The sequence below is a fragment of the Bradyrhizobium betae genome, from assembly GCF_004123905.1.
Classification (GTDB): Bacteria; Pseudomonadota; Alphaproteobacteria; order Rhizobiales; family Xanthobacteraceae; genus Bradyrhizobium; species Bradyrhizobium betae_A.
Genome location: NZ_MZXW01000050.1, coordinates 136,965 through 157,768, shown reverse-complemented (window position 1 = coordinate 157,768; position 20,804 = coordinate 136,965). Strand labels below are relative to the sequence as shown.

Genomic DNA, 20,804 nt, shown 5'->3' with positions numbered 1-20,804 from the left:
CTCGCGCCGCGCGGGACTTGCAGCAGGCGTCATTGCTTGCCATCGCCGGACGATTGCTTGTCGTCCGACGAGTCTCCCTGACCATCGCCGCCGCCATAGCCGATCACTTCGACGATGAAGATCGAGGCCGGTTTGGAGTTGCCGGATGCGGTGGGCGCATCGGCCGATTTGGCTGCCGCACCCGCGGCGTTCGACCCCGCCGTCAGCGCGCCGATGCTGGGCACGGAAATCGTGGGAATTCCGACGGTGCCGCCCTGCGCCTGGATGTTGCCGGCATTGGCGATCACGGGCGCGATGACAACCACGACACCAGACCCACCGATGCCCGCCGTTCCCGCATCGATCACGCCGCGGGGTGCAACGAGATAGATATTCGCCGCGGTGGCCACGCGCGATGCCCGCAAGGTCTGGATGCCCGATCCAGTCACGAAGCCGCTGAGGTCGATCGACTGGTAGTCGTTCTGGTCGAACAGCACCTGCAGCGAGGGCGCCGACGAGATGGTCTTGGAGCCGCGACCTGCGTCGAGGTCGCCATTCGAGCTCCACATCAGGATTTCGCCGCCCTGGCTGGTGAGCACGCGGCTCGCATTCACGCGCACGCTTTGGTCGGTGAAGGTGTTGATGGCCCCGCCGCCCAGCGTGAGAATGCCGAGGTCAGGCAATTTCAGGTTGGTGTTCGGCTCGGTGGCCAGCGAGCCCACGATGATGTTGCCGCCCGGGCCGAAGATCGAGACGTCGCCGCCGAGCTTGGTCTGGATCGTGCCGTGCAGCAGGTTGAGATCGCCGGTCTTGACGAGCTGGCTCGCGCCGCCGGGTCCGCCGTCGAGCGCATTCTGGGTGTAGCCGAAGCTCGCCGGGAACATGGTGTCCACCATCTGGTATCCGCGCTGCGATTTCGTCTCGCCGCTCAGCTGGGCGACGCCGACGGATTTCAGCTCGGCGAAGAAGACCTGGTCGACGAAGACATGCTGCAGGTCGACCGGCAGCGCCTTGAACGTCGCGAAGACAGCTGCGGGGTCGTCCGTGCTCACGGGCTTGCCGGCCCGGGCAAGGAAGGCTTGCAGCTCGCTGATATAATTATGAGTGACATTCGCCGCGTTCGCGGGATCGACATAGGCATCGACGACGGCCTGGTAGTCGACACCGAACTTGGTACCGAACATCGTGACGATATCGGCGCCGCGATTGGTACCGGCCGCCTGATTCAGCAGCGCGTTGCGCCGGGGGTTATTCTTGGGGCCGAGCAGGGCCTGATTGTAGATGCCGATCGTGCCGCTTCCGGTGGAGCTATAGAGATAGAAATTGCCGACGGCGGTCGGACTGGAATTTCCGACCGATATGATGCCATCCTGCACCTTGGCTTCGTCGGAATTGTTATGGGCCGCGGGAAGGAACGGACCGATGTCGCCACCGGCCTGCACCACCAGGAAGCCGGGTCCGGCGACCTGCAGTCCCCCGCCATTGCTGAGGCCATTGTAGGAGATGTCTCCGCCCGCTTCGATCGTGCTCACATCGCCGGTGTGAATATTTTGCACGATGATGTTGAAGTCCTTGAGGTCATGTCCGGCATAGACCTTGGCCGGGCGATTGATTTCAATTCGCTGGTAGACAATCTCGGTGGAAATAGAACCGGAGGCTATCTTGCCGTAACCGCCCGTTGCCGTGATGTCACCGGTTGCGGCGTAAATCCGGGCGGTGGTATCGAGTCCCGCAGCCACATCATTCTCATGCGCCAGGATCGCGCGGCTGGAGGGATCGTCATTACCGCTGTTCGGGCGGAATGGATCGAAAGCAGCATCGATCAACGATGGCCCGGCGGAGATGAACGGGCGAGGCGTACCCGAAGGCGGTACCTTCGCCTCCGTCGGGTAGCCAAAAGTGAGGTCGATGCTGCCCTGCGCCAGCAGATTGAACGTGCCATGCTCGGATGGGCTCAATGCGATGCCTGGCATTGGAACGATTGAACCTGCCACGATCTTTAGCGGATCGCTCCTATCGTCCATCGTGACCTTGCGAATGCCGGTCGTGATCAGATCGCCATCGAGGGCGCGCGCGTCGAAGCTTGCAGGATACGCCGACGCGGCCGCAGGAATCGCTTTTGAGTTGACGTCAATTAGGGTCGTTGACGTATCATTGATCGTAGGAGGTGCGAACGTGATGGTCAGGTCGCCTGCCTGCGCCACCAGCGAGACCTTGCTGTCCGGACCGTAAGTGTCCATGTAGAGCGGCGTCGTAGGCAAGGAGCCAGTCGTGTCGAGGGGATTTGCCCTGCTCGGTTGCTGGGCATGCAGCGCGGCCGGGTTGACCACCCCGGCCATCGTGATGGCGCCATTCGCCGTCATCGCGATCTTTCCGGTATCGACCGCGAGCACCGGAACGTCCGGGAGCAGGAGCTTACTCGACTGGAACCTCGAGACCGTCCCGTTCTGACCGATATCGCGGCCTGCCGTGATGACGGCTGAACCGGAGCCCTCATAGAACGAGCCGCCGCTGATGTTGCCGCCAGCACGCACGACCATGTTGCCGCTGCCGTAGAGATGCGTCACCGGCGTGCTGCCCGCCGCCAGACCGCCGCTGACCCGGCCGGTGGTCGGCAAGGACACCGAGACATCGACAAGGTCGCCGCCGGCGATCACGCTCGCATTGCCACCGGCGCTGAGGAAGCCCTGCTGGAAGCTGCCGTACTGGATCCACCACGCCGTTTGCGATGCGATCTGCGTTCCCGCGGGCGCGAAGATACCTGCGCCCAAGGCCGTGATGTTGGCGTCGGGCGTCACGTCGGCAAGGGACAGCAACCAGGGCTGATAGTACTGCAGCACCTTGTTGCCACTGGCGCTATAACCCTTGATGTCGTGTTGCGCGTTGATGACGAGATCGCCACCCATTTCCGGAAATGCTGCCGCGGTCGGCGGACCATAGTAGAGGCCCTGGTTCGCGCCGCTGTTGCCATAGGCCAGAACCCGAGGCTCGAAGAAGCCGTCCACCTTGTCGGCGTCGGGCACGACGCTGCCGTTGGCCAGGTGGTAGTTCGGGTCAGTCAGCCTGGCCGTGTTGACGCCGGCTGCGTAGATCACGCCGGGCGCGGTCGTATCCTTCAAGATGACGTCCTGCGCCGCCGAGATGTTGATGTTGCCCGTACCGGTTCGCACCATGGTCGGGAGGTTGTAGGACACGGATGTCGCAGTCGACGAGGAATCGCCGATCACCGATTGCTTGTCGTAATTCACGTGCTTGTCGACGACCACGTCCGCCGCTTTCGTCAGCAGGACAGCCGAGGGGCTGGCGCTTGCGAGGTCGGCGCCGGCGGTCAGGCGATAAGACCAGGACGATGGTGAGGTCACCAGCCTGATGACAGGAGTTGACGTATTGCAGTCGGCAACGCAGACGCGCAAGGCATGCGGGAACAGATCCGCGTTGGCGAGATCCACCGTGGTCGGGCTGATGCTGTTGGCCGTATCCTTGTAGGGTGCGATCGGGCCGCCGGTATAATCGCTGAGATAATAAGTGTAGGCGCCACCATTCTTATCGATCGTGCGGGCGGTGGCGCCGAGCTTGAGGAGATAAGACGTATCCTGATAGTCGCCGAACTGGAAGAAGCCGTCCGAGATCGAGGCGTTGACGTTGATGTTTCCGGCTGCGCGCAAGGTCAGCGCGCCCGCATCGACGCTCCAAGGGGTCGTCAGACGATAGTTGAACCCAATGTAGCTCGAGGCCCCGTCGTAATGATCGCCGACGAGCCCGCCCGCCGTTCCTGCTGCAAGATTCCAGTTGCTGCTGACTGTGATGTCGCCCTTGGAGTTCACGAGCTCGACGCCCGGCTGCACATGCACGACGTCCGCACCGAGGCTGTTCACCAGTGGTGTCAGCCGCGTGAAGAGATTGCTGAAACGGTAGCTCTGGCCGTTATAGGTCCAGTTGCCCTGGGTGATCTGGGACACCGTGTCCCCGAAGAACGCATGCCCCGTGCCGGCCCCGCCGGTGAAGCTTGCAATGCCTGGCTTGCCCTGGTTGGCCGGGTCGAATGCGAACACACCGCTCGAGGTCGCCGGAATGTAGTCCGGCGTGCCAGGCACGAACTGGGGCGTCCCGTTGATCAGCTTCGTGGTTCCCGACAGGTTCGACACTTTCTCGAAGTTCACGGTCGCGGTGCCGGCAGGAACCGAGACAAGCGAGGCGCCGTCAAAGCCAGTGCTGCCGGACGGAAGCGACAGCTGGGCCGAAACGATCTTGAGGCTGGATTGGTGAAGAACATTGAACAAGATGTTGTGCGGCACATCAACTTCAGCACCATTTTTCATGACGCCGGCAATTTTTACCGTTGCCGCTCTTGTCGTGTAGCCGCTGCCGGCTTGGGTGATCTCGATTGAAACGACCCCATTTGCATCAACTGAGGCGAGGCCCTGAGCCCTGACGCCTCCCGGAGTCTGCGGCTCTGGGAAGGTGACCGGGATTTTCGTCTGACCGGGCGTAAGCTGATTGAACTCTGGGATTTGCACCGGGCTGAAAAGGCCTATCCCCATCGTAAAATTGATAGTCGCAACAACGGCGCCGGAGCTATTGGTCACGGAAACCGGGGGTGCGGTGTTGGCGAATCCACCCGTGGCGCCGGTAATGTCCGAAATCTTCCATCCGGTGACATTGGTCCACGACCCCTCGGTCGCCGGGATGAGATTTCCGTTCTGATCCACCCCCTTGTACCAGCCGGCGGTGTCGATCGTTCCGAACCAGCCCAGGCTCGATCCATCGATGCCGTGCGTGCCCGCCTGGGTGTCGAACGCGACGAAGCCGTTCACCGCGACGGCGCGCGCCCCGACGATGCTGGTCCTGGAGCGGTCGTTGACGTTGTTCGTCGCATCGAGCACGGGAAGCTCGTCGTAGGTCTTGTCGCCGTCGGCGTAATAGTTGGCGCCGTGCGTGCCGCTGGGATTCGCGGTGTTGCCGATCGCGACGATCTTGACGTCGTTGTTGCCGTCCAGCGGCGCGCGGAACGTCACCGTGCCGCCGCTCAGGCCGCCCTTGGTGCCGCCCGACACGTTGATCTGCGTGCCCTGCTGCAGGAAGATCTTCGACCTGGCGTCCCAGCCGATCCCAACGGTGACGTCGCCACCGCGTTCGTCGGTGTGCGTCGTCGACGCGTCGATCACGCCGCTGCTCGCGAGCAGGACGGCGTTGGCGCCATAGAGCGAAACCTCGCCGCCGGCCTGGCCATTGCCGTCGAGCGAGTAGCCGGCATAGCCGGTGGCGTCGATCAGGCCGCGAATCTTGATCTGGCCGAATTGCCCGCTGGGATCGCTGCTCCAGGACGGATCGTCGGCCGTCAGCGTGACGTCGTGTGCCCTAAGCGTGTGGTCTTGCAGCAGCTCGAGGTTTCCGGTCCGCGTGTGAATGTCGATCGCCCCGGTCACGCCGCCGTCAAGCAGCCGGTCGGCCAACGCAGTCAGTTCGGCTTTCCCCTTGATGTCGAGCTTGAACCGGCCGCCGAGGCCCGGACCGCCGGCGCCGCGCAGGACGCCATTTAGCGTCGCATTGCCGCTGAACGTGGATACGGGATCGCCGAGCGCGGTCACCTCGATGGTGCCGCCATAACCGAGCCCGCCCTCCGGCTGCGCGACGTCGATGACGCTGAGTGCGTCGCTGTAGACGTTGCCCTTGTCGGATTTGAGCACGACCTTGCCGCCCGACAGGTAGGTGTCGACGTCGACCAGGGTCTTCTTGTATCCGCCCGCCGCAAGATAGCCGCGGGGCGCCAACGACACATCGCCCACTGTGGCCTCGAGCGTGATGGTGCCGGCCTGCGCCTGGATAATGCTGCCGATCACGACCTGTGCGGCGGTGAGCGAAAGATTGCCGCCGGTCTCGGCACTGTCGGCCGGCCGCGCCAGCGTCGGATCGCGCTGAAGGATGTCCGACAGAACGATATGACCGCGCGTCGTGACGGCGAACGAGCCGCTGCCCTTCGAGGTCGCGCCCGCGACGAGGACGTTCTGCGTGGCGAGGTTGAGATCGACGGCGTCGTTGCTGCCGCCGAGCGCCAGGCTGCCGGAACCGGCGACCAACACGCGATTGGCTGCGGTCATGAAGACTTCGCCGTAGCCCAGCAGCGTCTGTGCGCCGCCGCCAAGGACGATCGCGGACGCATCGAAGCCGAGCTGGTACCCGGCAGTTGCAGGCGCATTGGTCGCGCCGCCCGCCGCGCCGGTATTGACCAGCGTGATCGAGCTGTCGCTCCCGGTCACCGAAACCCTGGCGCTGCCGCCGTTGTCGGCGCGCACGATGGTGGCGGCGTCGAGGGTCAGCTTGGACACCGCGCCCGGATTGTAGTCGCCATAGATCGTGATGCTGCCGGACAGCGCCTTCAGCGACAGCTCCTTCACGTCGGCAAATTGCTGGTTGTACAGCGCAACGCTCTTGTCGCCGACGAGCGTGGGTGAACCGAGCGCGATGGTCCGCGCCGTCACGTTGAGCTGCTGCAGATGAAGGTCGCTGCTGTTGCCCACGATCGCGTTCCTCGACGCGGTCGCCTGCATGGTCGCGGACTTGGCGGTGACGCTGGCGCCGGACTCGATCACCAGGCGTCCGGCGTCGGCAGGCAGCAGGAGCGAACCGTTCACGGCACCCGGTGCTTTCGGATCGGTGCTGGAGGCGAACTGGACCGTGAGCGAGGGCGGCGCCACTCCGCTCGGGCCGGAGACCTTCAGGCTCGAATCGTTGGTGGCGACGAAGAGCGCACCAAGGCCCTTGGCCTGGTTGGCATAGTCGCGCAGCAGATTGCCGACGGTGCCGGTGTTGCGATAGACGCTGCCGTCCGGATTGAGCACGAAGCTGCCGTCGGCATTCTTGACGAAATAGTTGAACTTCGAGATGTCCACCCCGGTGATGGCGGTGCCGCTCGGATCGAGCGTGCCGCCCAGCGCTGCTGCGATCTGCTGGGCGGTGGTGGGCGTACCGTTCGCGGGATCGGCGAAATAGTAGTTGCGGCCCGCGCCGGCGTGGACGATGCCGGTGGCCTTGATGACGCTGCCGCTCGCGATCCTGACCGTGCCGCTGTCCGGTCCCGGCGCGTAGATCTGGTTTTCCACGACGACCGTCTGGCCGTTCACCGTCAGGGTCTGGGGGATCGTCTGCAACTGCGAGGACGTGGGGACCCCCGCGACGAGCAGGATTTCAGGCGCGCTGAGCGTGTCGCCGTGTGTGTCGACCAGGACGGAGCTGGCGGTCGCCGTGATCAGCGTGCCCTTGGTCGTGTCGCTGCGGAGGCCGCCGATCAGGATGCTCTCGAAGCCGTTGAGCTCGGAGACATCGAGGCCGACATAGCCGGCCGGCGTCTCATGGTTGAGATATCCGGCATGGCCGAGAACGGCGAGCTTGGGCGCGCTGATGTCGAGCTCGCCACCACGTCCGACATTGCCCTTGTCGTCCTGACCCGGCTGGGTCAGGGCAATGCCGCCGAGCAGGATCGACTGCTGGGCGACGACGGCGAGCCGGCCGGCGTCCATTGGCAGCCGCGGCACGGTCACATTGTTCTTCGCCGCAAGGCTGGTGAAATAGCTGTTGGCGCGATTGAAGCTGTACTCGCTATATTGTTGCCAGACCGAGTTGGTCTGCACCGCGAACATGCTCTGGCCCGACGATTGTTTTCCGGGCGCGGTCGACTGCGTGTAGTGACCCGCGACCAGCACGGTGCCATCGGGCAGCGTCGTCGTCGGCCGGTTCACGCCGGTATTGTCGCCGTAATAGACCACGCGCATCGCGCCCGGCAGGGTCGCATAATGGGCGGGATAGAGCGTATAGGTCCCGGCCGGAATGCCGTTGCCGCCGTCGATCGTGACCTGCGTGCCGGCAAGCGGATAGGCGTCGCCTGCGGTGACGGTCTTGCCGAGGTCGGCACTGCTCGCAGCCGTCATGTGAATGTCGAAGGCCGCCACTGAATCGCCCAACGGCAGCAAGGCGTAGACCGTCTGGCCCAACGGCGTCGTGGTCAGCGTGTCGCGCGAACCACCCTTGCCCTGGATCCATTCCATCGCCTGAAGGTCGCCGCCGCCACGCAGATCGATGGTCGAGCCATCCTGCCGCTCCACATTGTTGCCGGCGAGCACGATGCCCTTCGACGGCGGCTGCGCGAGCGGATTGGTGTTGGAATTGTAGTACCAGCCGCTACCGTCCAGCGTGGCGCCATACGGCACGGTCGTATCGGCGAGCGTCACCGAGGTCAGGCTGCCGGGCAGAAGCTTCACCGACTGGGTCACGATCGGCGAGACCGTGGTGTCGGTGTTGCCGAGCGCGATCTTGCCGAGCGGCGCGAACAGATTGCCGCCCTGCTCGATCGTCGTCGCATAGACGTTGAGGCTGCCGCCGGCGGACAGCGGAACGCGCGTATCGCTTCCGGAGGGCGCCGCGAAGGTCACCTTGCCCGGCGTCTGGATGGTGAAGTTGACGGCGGAGACCGGATAGATCCGCTGCGCGGACAGCAGCAGATCGCCGGACGACGACATATTGCCGGTGAATGTCGCGGGATCAACGGGTTGAGTCGCGTTGGCCGGGATGATGCCGTTCACGACCCTGGGGGTGCTGAGGCGGATGTCGCCGCCGCTGAGCAGGCTCACCTTGCTGAAGCTAGAGAAGGTGGCACCCTGGACGTCGATCGTCTGACCGCTCACAGTCAGCGTGCTGGCGCCGGTTGCGGTCGGAAGACCGCCGCCCGTCAGCAGCACATAGGCCGCCGAGATCCTGGCATCGACCGAATTCGGCGGGGCCAGGATCGCGCCGGCGGCGATCTCCAGGCGGTTGGTGACGGTCCAGTCGAGCGCGCCGGTGATGCTCAGCGCATTGTAGGACGGCGCTCTGTACTCGCTGCCGTAGATCGTGCCGGGCACGTCGTTGAAGAAGCGCGCCGCACCGCCTGTCCCGGACGCCGCATAGAGGTAGACGTTATCGAATTGCGAGAGCTGGTCGGCCGCAACGAGCAGCGACGATGGCGCAGCGCCGACGCCCTGCTTGAAGGCTGCCACGGCGGCGTTGACGTCCGTCGTGTCCTGCCGCAGGGAGATCGCACCGCCGCCGAGCCTGATTATGCCGCCATTGGCGCGCGCATCGGCCTGCGTGGTGCCGTCGGCTGCGACATACCGACCGCCGGCCGCCGCAAAACTGCCGCCCCAGGCAAAGCGCGACACATCCACATTCACCGTGCCGGCATCGCTCCAGGACCACAGCGACGAAGTGGCACCGCGTGCGCCCGCCACCTGGATGAAGCCCGCGGCGCCGGAGATGTCGACCTTGGCGGCATCGGACACGAGATAGTTCAGACTGTTCGGCGCATTGTAAGCATAGTTTCCGCCGGTGGTCTGGATCGTCTGCCCCGCTTCGATCGAGAAGGTGCCGCCGGCGATATAGCTGCCGCTGGTCCTCGCACCGTTGGGCTGGCCGAACGTCGAATTGGCAACGAAGGTGCCGGAGAGATCGACGACCGCCTTCGCGCCGAGATGCGTCTTCAGCGCATTGACGAAGACGGTGCCGCCGTGATCGACGATGCTGCCGAGCAACTCGACCTTTTGCGCAGGAACGGTTCGCAGCGGATCGGTCGCAAGGAGGGTATGGTCATCGGCGACCGCTGCGAGGGCGATCTTCGCCTTCGCATCGGTGACGATGGTCGCGCCGGTATCGATCGTGATGTTGTCGGATTTCAGCGTCAGGTCGACCGGCTTGCGCTGGTCGTCCGGAAGCAGCGCCAGCGGTGCGCCCTGCTGGCCAAGCCTGGTGCCGGTCGCGGTGTTTCCGTAGTAGGCGAGGCTCGACAGGTTTTGCTGTTGCAGCGACAGGCTGGTCCCGGAGGAAACAATGATCCGGGCAGTCGCACCGGACCAGTCATCCGTAACGGATTCGATCGTATAGCTGCCGAAGCCGCCGCCGGTGAGCAGCGATGCCGGAAGCTCGTTCGGCACACCGCCGATGCGGATCGACGATGTCTCGCCAGGTTGCAGCGCGCCGCCGATCCGGATGGTATCGACGCCGGCCAGCCTCAGGCTGCCATTTCTCTCGAAGCCGTAGCCGAGCAGCTTGCCGTCAAGCTGCAGCACGGCCACCTTGCTGGAGGCAGGTATCGGCCGGGTCGGGATTTCACCGGGCGCCCCCCACGAGCGGCCTTGATAGATGGCAAGGGAGACGCTGCCTGCCTTGCCCGCCATCAAACCGGCGGATGCCATCTTGGCTTTTCCTTGCGGCGAGATGTAGCCGCCACTCGACACGTCGAGGGTGCTGTTCTTGGCAAGCAGGATGCTGCCGGTTGTATCAGCTTCGTTGAGACTGCTCTTCAACGTGGTGATCGAGATCGTACCACCGTCGATGAAGGCGGGGCCCGACATGTCGGAGACTGTGCGGCCGGTGTCGTTTACGAAGCGACCGCTGACGTCGAGGGTTCCTTCGACGAACACGTTGGCGGCAATCACCGCGCCAGATTGGTCCTTCGGCGAGTTGAAAAGTGGAGCGCCGACGAATTTTGTCCGATCCGTCTTGAGATCAATCGCGCCCCCCGCTGCGGACACCGTTCCGGCAATGTCGATCGCGCCATTGGCGAGGACCGAGAAATTGCCGCCCGCCGCAAGATTGAGCGTACTGCCGCTCGACACCACGACGTCGTTCGCGGTGATCGCGAGCTTGCCGAGCCCGTAGCCGGACAGCGCGTCGGCCGACAAATTGGTCGTGACCGCGCTTTGCGAGGTGTAATTGGCCGATGCCGCGCCGCCGATCTGGACGTTCGACGGCGTCGTCAGGTCCAGCGTGCCCTGGAACGGGAGCTGGCCGCCGTTGATCTGGCGCTCGCCGGCCACCGAACCGAAATACATCGTGCCGGTGAGGAGAGGGTTGACGGTGCTGACGATGACGCTGCCGGCATCGTGCCCCTCGCTATAGCCGGGCGAATAGATCTGCGTTCCAGTCGACCACGTTTCGGTCACCCCCCAGCGTGAATGATTGCGCGTGAACTGGCCCGCGATTCCGAGATAGGTCATGTTCGGATCGGCATTCGCCATGCTGTAGATGCGGCCGTCGGCGCCGATCAGGCGGGTGGTGTTCACCATGCCGCTTTCGAACTTGACGCTGCCGCCGGCCACGTTGATGACCGAACCGGCCGTCTGCACACCGGCTTTGGCGGCTAACAGATCCGTCTTCAGCGTCACGCTGCCACCGACCGTCATCAGCTGATAGATGCTGCGGCCGACATTGTTGACAGAGCCGCTGGCATCCGCCAGCGGCGTGCCGACCCATTTGGTGCCATCGGCACGCGTGCCGGACGCACGGATATCGATATAGAACGTGCTGCCATACAGCGCCGCCTCGTAAGGCGAGCGCTGTAGCGGCATGTCCGCGTATTCCCCGGTCGGCTTGAAAGCGATGTAATTGTAGCTCGCGGGCAGCGAGACGTTGGCAAGACCGGCAACATCGACGACCGCGCCGGGTGCAAGAAGCACCGTTTGCGGCGCGTCGGGGGTATTGGTGCCAATATCCCTTGCCCCTGTGTTGGCCGCATCTGCGCCCTGGTTGAACAGGTGCACCAGCTGATTCTGATAGACGCCCGAAGAAGCGGCGCCAAGGTTGATTGCGCGAAGCGCCACCTGCGCCGACGGCGCCGAGATGAGGCCGCTCGCGCCGACTGTGACCGTGCTCTGGGCGCTCAGCTCGATATAAGCCGGCGTGAATTTCGCTACTGTGCTGCTGCTGCTCGGTCCGCTTATCAGCGGTTGGCTTCCGTCGTCGACGGGGAGACTCGAGATCACGCCGTTCATGGTGACAGTGGTTGCACCGCGCAGCAGCACCATGCCGTTGCGGCCGATGCTGGTATCGACCGAGATCACGCCCTGCACGAGATTGCCGGCCGCGTCCTTCAAGGCGCCGCCAGTCGCGTCAGTCGGATTGTCAACCGAGATCCTGTCGCCGGTCATGACGACGATGCCTTGGGACGCGTCGATCAGACCGTCATGGCGCACGGCGCCGGTGCCGGCGAGATAGTGGTTGCTTGTCCCGTAACCAAGGTTTGCTGGATCTTTCAGCTCGTACTTGGAATCGAATTGGGAAATCCGGAACTCGGCTCCGCGAAACTTGACGGCGGCGCCTGAGGAGTCCGTGCCCAGGACGTTCGCCGGCAGAGTCGAAAAGCCATAGGTAATGATATCGATTGTGCGCGCCGCCACCATGGCGACCTCGCGACTCGGGGCCGAGATGGAGCCGGAATTGCTGACATTGGCGCCGAACAAGTACACCCCGCCCGGCGAACCCAGCTCGACCTCGTCGGACGCGATATAGGTCTTAATCGAGGCGCCCCGCTCGACCGTGACGTCACCCGCGACGATATTGGTCGTCTTGCCGCCGACTGCATCGTAGATCGAGAACGAATTGAGGTTGGCGATACCGGTTTTGATGAAAAAGTCGTCGCGCTCGGCCTGGTTGGTGCCGAGCTTTCCGATGTCGAGGCTGGAAGCGATCAGCGTGTGCACGTTGACCTGCGACCCGGCGCCGAAAATGATGCCGTTGCGATTGATCAGGTAGACCGCGCCCGGCGCGTTGACCTGACCGAGAATCCGGGTCGGCGAGCCCGAGGCGGGATCGACCCGGTTCAGCGCGATCCAGTCGGATGCACCCTGTCTGAAGTTGACCGTCGTGTCGGCGCCGACGTTGAACGTCTTCCAGTTGAGGATCGCCTTCGACTGGGTCTGCTGGATATCGACGGTGACTTTCGGGCTATTGGACTGAACGGTCTCGACCGGTCCGTTGGCGCCGGTCCAGCTTGAGTCGGTCTGCCACGTCGTGGTCGTGCTGGTGCAGGAGACACCGCAGGACACCGTGCTCGACATGGAGCCGGCGGGATTGAGTTGCATCAATCCGCCCGCGGTCACCCCGTTGGGGACCGACGACTGCGCCGCCCTCGCCGCCGCGGCGGCATCCAGTTGCAGATTGCGCGCGGCGTTCAGCGCCGCCGCGGCGCGGGCGAGCGACTCTTGCGCCTGCGCCGCAGCGCCGGCAGATTGCTGCGCGGCGGCGAGGCCGGCCTGGATCGCGGCCGCAGTCGGCGCAACCGTGCTGGCGCCAGGCGTGAGGCTGCGCGCCTCGCCGAGATCGCTGACGGCCATCAGCGCGAGCAGGCTCACGCTCCCGAGCAAGGTCTTGTTGAGCGCGCGGCGCATCAGGATCGGGCGAACAAGGGTTTCGCGATGAGCCACGCTGCACTTCCCACTGTCAGGATCGTCCAGGCCGGACGATCAAAGCCGCCAGACAGAGGCGGCCAGAAACTCGCGGGGCATTTACAGATTGTTTACTAACATTCATATGTCAGATGTGTATCAAACACGACGATATGGTGCCGGATGATGAATTTCGCGGGCTTTGGATCCGAAGGAACCGGCTCCCCTACCGCGGAGTTATTTTCTTATGTTATGGAACGATATACAGCCCCGAGCTTGAGTGACGTCCGACCGGGTCTCGCAGCCGTCGGCCGCGCCGGCGTTGGGTCCGGGCCTACTGCATCCTCGTCGGGAATGGACCGGCCTGCAGGAACGGGTTGGTGCCCGCGGGCGATGGCTGGGACACAGGCGGGCGCACCACGATTGTCGCGCCGGACGGGGTCGGTCCGATGGCGCCCGCGGCGGCCGGGGCCTGGCCGGCCAGGCTCGTTTGGAGCGGTGCAGGATTGCCCTGGGCTGCCGGCATGGTTGCAACAACCGGCATCGCAAGCGGCGCCGCGCCGCCGGCTTTCATGTCAGGAGACGGCATCGACAGGACAGCGGTGTCCAGACCGCGCGCGAGCTCCACGTCGCGCGGAGTGACGTCCCGCAGAACCCAGCCCTTGTGATTTTCGCCGGCCTTCAGCCGCACCACGCTCTTGGTGGCGAAATCGAGAAAAAGGCCCATCTTTTCGCGGCCAGCGACCGTGCCGAGCAACAAGAGCTGCGGCTTCTCGGGCTCGGCCGGCTTCGGCGGCGGAGGCGGTGCGGCGACGGGCTGCGGCGCGGCGGCAACTGCCGGCGGCCGCCTGGTCGGCGCAAACAGCGGCCGCTCGCGCGTCGCCGTCAGCCGGTTGAGCGGCTTGCCCCACAGCGGGTTGGCCGCCGGCGGCGTCGGTTCGGCTGCGGCCGCAGGCGGCGGCGTTAGCGGCACCGGGGTTGGCGCGGGAGTGGCCGTATCTGGCCTGGTGGCAAACAAATCCTCTTGCGGCTCCGCGCTGCGCGGCTCCACCGCCGATGGCACGTTCACCGCGAGCGCATCGGTCGTGGCGATCACCAGCAGCACGATCAGCGTCAGCGCACGCATCGACATCGAACCAGCTGCCCTCTCCGCGTCAGCCACCCAAGCCGTCAGGTGACGACCGCATGCCGAACCCCAACGCTGTCTTTGCCAAGGCTGTGCTTGCGAAGGCTCAGGCTAGCGCTAGTAACGCCCATTGTTATTGATAATGTGACTGCGACATGACGATGCGGCATTCGCCATATGCGAAAGCGGCCCCCGCAAACAAAAAATGCACCCGGCAATGCCGGGTGCACAGATCTTGTCAAATCCTCAAGCTCAGGCCGAAGCCCGAACGTTAGATCAGTAGGCGCCGACCTTGCCGGTGCAGCCGCCCGAGCCCGTGAACTTCGGGCCGTAGGTCGAGTCGGTGAGCAGCGTGTAGGCTTCCTGGTTCCAGGCGGCCGGGAGTTCGGCGAAGCCGTTGTCGTGCAGGATCTGGAAGGCGTTCGGGCTGCCGTAGACGTAGTTGAGCCAGGTCATGATCCAGTTGTAGCCGTTGACGGGCTTATTCTGGTAGCACTGATACATCAGGAGCCAGGTGAAGCCGGAGATCGGGTAGGAGTCCGGCAGGACCGGGTTCGACACGACGCCCTGGAGGCTCCAGGCCAGCGGGTTGGCGCGGTCCGCAGCGGTGGCAAACCGCGGCACAGCCGAGCTCATCGCAGTCTTGGCATTGGTATAGCTCGGAGCGTGGAACTGGCCGGTGCCGACGGTGAGGTCCCACTCGTTCTGCAGGTTCGCCGTCTTCATGCCGCCGACGCGGACGGGCAGCCAGTAGTCCGACGAGGCGTAACCCATCGCACCATTGGTGGAGCCCACGAGCGCGACGAGGTTACCGCTGCCCGAGGCGTTAGCGAAGGTGCCGCCGCCCGGATTGGCAACCGTGCCGGAGCACTGGTCGGTCGGGAACTGATCCGGCCAGTTCAGCTGGTTCGCACCAACCGGCAGCAGCGGCTGGGTGCACACGCCAGCATGGTCAGTCCAGGGGAACGCGTAGGAGACGACGGTCGAATTCGTCTCGTTCATCGGGCCGAACTGATAACGGCACTGATCGACCATGGCGTTGGAGAACAGGAAGGAGGTGCCGCTGCCGTCGGTGCGATGTACGAAGGTGATGTTGCCGCTGCCGAGCGCGCCGCCGTTGAGAGCGGTGAGGATCGGGTTGCTCCACTTCGTGATGTGGCCCGACACGATGCCGCAGAGAGCCTGACGCGAGAGGTTGAGGCCGCTGCTGCCACCGGTCGGAGTGGCGGGGAGGATGTTGAGGGGGGCGCCAGCGCCGTCCTTGCCGTTGAACCCGATCGCAACCGGGCCGACGAGCGTCGGGATCTGGACGATGTTGCCGAAGGTCGCCGGATTGCCGGCGTTGTTCCAGGCGGTCACGTCAGCAGCGTTGATCACGTCGTCGCTGCCGGCGAACTGCACGCCATCCCAGTCGGTGATGGCGTTGATGCCGAAGGTGCTGTCGGTGTAGGGAACCGTGGAGCCGGGCGTGGTGACGCTGGCCTTGTTGTTGGTGCGGAGCACCGTCTTGCCGTTGCCCGAACCCGTGCCGGCGTAGAGGATCACGCCGCCGAAGCCGCTGCCATTGAAGGCGGAGCAGTTCGCAGCCTTGGCATACGGACCAGGCTTGCCGGAGCTGCCCTGGGCCTGGTTGTACATGCAGTCCATCAGCTGCCGATAGGCGATCTGAGGGAACGTCGCGCCGGCGCCGAACGCCAGCTGCGCTTGCGCGCCACCGGAAGCGATGCCAGCGCAGGCAAACGCAACCGAGCCCATCAAGATATTCTTCAAGTTCATGTCGAAAGACCTCCTGATTATTCTACGAACTTCGCGCGTGCCCACGGCTGTGCATCGAAGTCGCGCGCAAGCTAGTCGCGATATGTGAGGCTTTCGTTGTCCTTTTGTGAATTGTGTTATCCGTTCTCATAACAATAACACACCGGAGTGCGCCGACGACGCAATATCCTGCGCGAAATCAACGCCATTCGATTGTTCGCGCGTTCCGCGGATTTATTGTTATCCACATGAGCAACGTGAGATCGCCCGCCGCATCTCATATTGATGCCGGCACGTGGACGCTCAAGACGACGGCGACGCGGACGATTCGCCCGGACCAAAGCAGCTTCACGCGCCGCACCACGCTCGGATCAAGGATCCAAAGGCGATGGCGCATCGCAGAGCCCCGGTCCGTCACCGACTTGTCTTTTTGATATCATACGGTCGTTACGATCACCTCGTTAAGAAGCGAGCGTCTTAACAAAGGTGTTGCCGCGTCCGCAATGAACGTCCTCGACCAGCGCGTTTCATTCCGCGGCCGCGCCACTGATCAAGCCAACTCAGCAAGATAAAGGACCTTACGTGATGAAGGTTATGTCCGCTTCTCGCGCGTCGAATCCGCTCGCCACGGCACGTGCCCGTACGGCTGCCATCCTGCTCGCGGCTGTGCTCGGCACGACAGGACAGACCCTCGCACAGTCTGCGACGACCGACCGCGTCGTCGCTATCGTCAACGGAACGCAGATTCACGAGAGCGACATCAAGGTCACGGACGACATGGTCGGCCGCAATCTGAACAGCCAGGACCCGGTCGAACGACACGACATCATCCTTAAGATGTATATCGACACGCTTCTGCTCTCCAAGGTAGCGACCGACCGGAAAATCGTCGATGAGGCGGACATTCAGCGCCGAGTGACCTTTGCGCGCAATCAAGGCCTGATGAACAATCTCCTGGCCGGCATCGGCCAGCAAGCGGTGACGGATGAATCGATCCGCAAGGCCTACGAGGAAGTCGTGGTGAAGCCGGCAAACAACGAGCCGGAGCTGCAGCTGCGTCACATCTTCTTCCTGTTCAAGGACCCGAAGGACGATGCTGCGGTCAAGGGCGCCGAGGAAAAAGCCAACGCGGCCTTCAAGAGAATCAAGGCAGGTGAAGACTTCGCAGCCGTCGCCGCCGATGTGTCCGAAGATCCGATCACCAAGGCCAAGGGCGGCGAATTTGGATGGCGCGGCCGGGCCGAAATGGGCGAGGAATACGCCAAGATCGCCTTCACGATGAAGAAGGGCGAGGTGTCGGAGCCCCTCAAGACCGCAGTCGGCTGGCACATCGTCAAGGTCGAAGATCAGCGCACGCGCACGCCGATCGCACTCGAGCAAATTCGCGGACGGGTCGCGGCAATGGTCGCGGCCAACGCCCAGTTCGAATTCGTCGACAAGCTGCGCGCAGAGGCGAAGATCGATCGCTTCGACGCGCAGCAGGCTTCGGACAACGCGGCGCCGAAGCAGAATTGAGCGGCCGGATGATTTGCCCACGTCAACCGCGTCGTCGCGCATCATGATGATGGCAGGCATCGAGACATGAGCCTTATCGAGACATGAGCCTTGCCGTCATCATCCTGACCCATAACGAAGAGTGTCACATCGCGCGCGCCCTCGCCTCGGTTGCCGGATTGGCAACCGAGGTCTTTGTCGTCGACAGCTTCTCGACCGACCGGACCGTCGAGCTGGCGCGCACGCAGGGCGCCGCCGTGCTCCAGAACAAGTTCATCAATTACGCCAGGCAGTTCCAGTGGGCGCTCGACAATGCGCCGATCTCGGCATCATGGGTCATGCGTCTCGATGCCGACGAGATCATCGAGCCTGATCTTTCCGTCCGGCTGCGCGACGAACTGCCGCGTCTTGCCGACGATATCGTCGGGATCAACCTCAAGCGCAAGCACATCTTCCTCGGCCGCTGGATTCGCCACGGCGGACGTTATCCGCTGTTGCTGTTGCGGATATGGCGGCGTGGCCACGGCCGCATCGAGAACCGCTGGATGGACGAGCATATGATCCTGTGGGGCGGCCGGACCATGACGCTCGACGGCGGCTTCTCCGATCACAATCTCAAGGACCTGACCTTCTTCACGGACAAGCACAACAAATATGCAACGCGCGAGGCGATCGACATCATCAACCAGCGTCGCGGCCTGTTCCAGCGCGACGTTGATCTGTCGACGGAAGAAGGCTCAAAGCAGGCCGCGATCAAGCGCTGGATCAAGGAAAAGGTCTACAACCGAATTCCGTATCAGATCAGCACGCCAGCCTACTTCCTTTGGCGCATGACCTTGCAGCTCGGATTCCTCGACGGCAAAGAAGGCCTCGTCTATCACGCGCTACAGGGGCTCTGGTACCGGTTTCTGGTGGGCGCGAAAGTGGCGGAGCTGGAGGCGGCGATCGCGCATATCGAAGATCCCGCGCAGACGCGCGCCGAACTGCGTCGTCTGACCGGGCTCGCGATCGAGTCCTGATCGCCGCGATCCCTCGCAATCCAACAACGGCGGCAGACATGACCTGGAAGCGCGCGACACTCGTTGCCCTGTTTCAACTCTTCTGGTTCGCGAGCGCGAGTGCACAGCCGGCAATATTCTGGTTCAACGACCCTGTCGACCCCGACGAGACCGTCCTCGTCACCGGCGCGGACCTCAATGAAGTCACGTCCGCAACCATCGCCCGCATCGATGAGCAGGGATCCAAGGCGGAACGGGAGACATCCGTCGAAATCCTCCAGGCGACCCCCCTCTCCCTGAAGTTCGTCATCCCGAAGGATTTCGTACCCGGCATCTACCGGTTCACCCTCAATCATGCCGGGGGATCGCTGACCGGCCGGGTCAATCTTCCGACGATCTACTGGACGCAAGCCGACCTCGGTGATGCCGCGTCCCCCGGAGGCACAATCCAGCTGTTCGGCCGCAACATTATCAGGCAGTCGAGCAACGCACGGCTCGAGCTCCAGTCTGACAGCGGCGGCGCGCCGGCCAGTGCCGTTCTGACCAAGGGCAATCTGTGGCGGGGCGCATTTCGACTTCCCGACCGATTGTCGCCCGGCCGTTACAAGCTGCGCCTGTTCAACGGCAGCGGCGGGAGCGGCGAATGGGTCGATGCCGGCAGCATCACCGTCCGGATGCCCGATCCCGAGCCGACGCAGTCATTCGACGTCCGTGCCTATGGCGCGATCGGCGATGGCAAGTTCGACAGCACGCGCGCGATCAGGGCCGCGATCGACGCGGCGCGCCAGGGCGGCGGCGGGACCGTTTACTTCCCGCAAGGCCGGTATTTGATCTCGGACATGCTGGTGATTCCGCCGCATGTCAGCATCCGCGGTGAGCGAACCGACCTCGTCAATCTGCTCTGGCCGGATCTTGCCAATCCTCCGGCCGCCCTTCTGCAGGGCACGTCGCACTTCGCGATCGAAGACGTCACGATCTATGCCTCCAACCATCTGCACGTCATCTCGGGCGGCTTCGTGTTTCGCGACACGCAAGCACCCGGTGCGGGCGACATCGCCGTCCGACGCGTCCGCATCCGCGCTTCCGCCTTTCGCGTGCTGCTGGACGTCGAGACCGCCGTCAAGCGCATGAGGGAATTCCACCAGCTCTTTCAGGAAGGCGCTCCGGATACCATCCGCCTGACCGGAAGCAGGATCGAGGTGTCGGATTGCGATGTCCTCGGCTCCGGCAATTCCGTCCGGCTGTTCAAGGCGAGTGACGCAGTTGTTTCCGGTAACATCCTGAACAGTGGACGGGACGGCAGTTACTATATTCTCGGGTCTCGCCGGGTCGTGTTCGAGAACAATGTCGTAACTGGCGCGGATCTCCAGGCGACGGGCGGTGGAATCACCACCTTGTCGAGAATGGTGACAGCCTCGGAAAACATTTTCGCAGGAGGCAATACGTTCAAGGGAATTTACGGCCTGGATCGCGAGGGGCTGACCAGCGACGGCCCGAGCGGCTATTATTTCGGCCACGTCGTGAACAATGCCCCCGACAATCTGGTTCTTGCCGATCCTTACACCCCTCCACCGTTCCAGGACTGGATCGGCGCCATGGTGATGGTGGTGAACGGCCGCGGCGCTGGTCAATATGGCCGCATCGTCGCGACGGCAGGCTCGGCGCCAGGACTGTCGATAACGCTCGATCGGCAGTTACAGGTCGCGCTCGACCAGACGTCGGAAGTCACGATCGTTCAGGCCCACGAGAACTATTTGATCATCGACAATTTCTTCGAAGACACCGGCGTCGCGGCCCAAAGTTTTGGAACGGCGCTGGGGCATGTCATCGCCGACAATCGTTCGAACCGGACCAGCGGCTTCGCCGCGATCGGCCAATTCTACGGCCATTTTCAACCGTGCTGGCGCGTCCAGATTCTCGACAATCATATCCTTGAAGGAAACGTCTATCGGGCGGGCCCGGACAGAAACGTCATTTCGAACGAGGCCTTGATCTTCGTCCGGGCCAACCAGGTTCCAGCCGCGGCCGGCAGGCCGCCACTCGTGCAGGCGGTCATCGTTCGTGGAAATCGCCTCGACCAGGATGCCCATATCCAGGTCGAAGGTTTTGCCGGTGCTTCATCCGGCGTTCGTGATGTCATCATCGAGGCGAATACGACCGGCCCGTCTCGCGTCGGACTCGTCGTCGATCGCGGCGTCACCGCATGGCTTGGCCGCCGCAACGTCGAGGGACGGCGTATCGCACGATAAACCACTCCGCGCC

General features: G+C 63.7%; 6 protein-coding genes. 3 read left to right on the top strand and 3 right to left on the bottom strand.

The window, feature by feature from the left end:
- Positions 1-29: 29 nt before the first annotated feature.
- The 3 genes from B5V03_RS33275 to B5V03_RS33265 all read right to left on the bottom strand — a co-directional run bounded on the left by B5V03_RS33275 (position 30) and on the right by B5V03_RS33265 (position 16,071).
- Complete coding sequence (locus tag B5V03_RS33275) at positions 30-13,208, bottom strand: filamentous haemagglutinin family protein (RefSeq protein ID WP_129274613.1); 13,179 nt, start codon at positions 13,206-13,208, stop codon at positions 30-32.
- Between the two features lie 295 nt (positions 13,209-13,503).
- Positions 13,504-14,301 carry a hypothetical protein gene (locus B5V03_RS33270; RefSeq protein WP_129274612.1) on the bottom strand — a complete coding sequence of 266 codons (798 nt, stop codon included), beginning with the start codon at positions 14,299-14,301 and terminating at the stop codon, positions 13,504-13,506.
- 270 nt (positions 14,302-14,571) lie between these two features.
- Positions 14,572-16,071, bottom strand: a complete 1,500-nt coding sequence (locus B5V03_RS33265; protein WP_129274611.1) for a substrate-binding domain-containing protein — start codon at positions 16,069-16,071, stop codon at positions 14,572-14,574.
- Between the two features lie 573 nt (positions 16,072-16,644).
- Between B5V03_RS33265 and B5V03_RS33260 the strand changes: the two genes are divergently transcribed.
- From B5V03_RS33260 to B5V03_RS33250, 3 genes are all read left to right on the top strand, one after another.
- Positions 16,645-17,565 carry a peptidylprolyl isomerase gene (locus B5V03_RS33260; RefSeq protein ID WP_245502415.1) on the top strand — a complete coding sequence of 307 codons (921 nt, stop codon included), beginning with the start codon at positions 16,645-16,647 and terminating at the stop codon, positions 17,563-17,565.
- A gap of 83 nt (positions 17,566-17,648) precedes the next feature.
- Complete coding sequence (locus B5V03_RS33255; protein WP_129274609.1) at positions 17,649-18,563, top strand: glycosyltransferase family 2 protein; 915 nt, start codon at positions 17,649-17,651, stop codon at positions 18,561-18,563.
- Positions 18,564-18,601: 38 nt separating this feature from the next.
- Entirely contained in the window at positions 18,602-20,791 is a 2,190-nt protein-coding gene (locus tag B5V03_RS33250) for a glycosyl hydrolase family 28-related protein (protein WP_206736220.1), read from the top strand.
- Positions 20,792-20,804 lie beyond the last annotated feature (13 nt).

Excerpts from the sequence above, each read along its gene's own strand:
- B5V03_RS33250 (WP_206736220.1), top strand. The coding sequence starts at position 18,602 with ATGACCTGGAAGCGCGCGACACTCGTTGCCCTGTTTCAACTCTTCTGG.
- B5V03_RS33260 (WP_245502415.1), top strand. The coding sequence starts at position 16,645 with ATGTCCGCTTCTCGCGCGTCGAATCCGCTCGCCACGGCACGTGCCCGT.
- B5V03_RS33270 (WP_129274612.1), bottom strand. The coding sequence starts at position 14,301 with ATGTCGATGCGTGCGCTGACGCTGATCGTGCTGCTGGTGATCGCCACG.
- B5V03_RS33255 (WP_129274609.1), top strand. The coding sequence starts at position 17,649 with ATGAGCCTTGCCGTCATCATCCTGACCCATAACGAAGAGTGTCACATC.
- B5V03_RS33265 (WP_129274611.1), bottom strand. The coding sequence starts at position 16,071 with ATGAACTTGAAGAATATCTTGATGGGCTCGGTTGCGTTTGCCTGCGCT.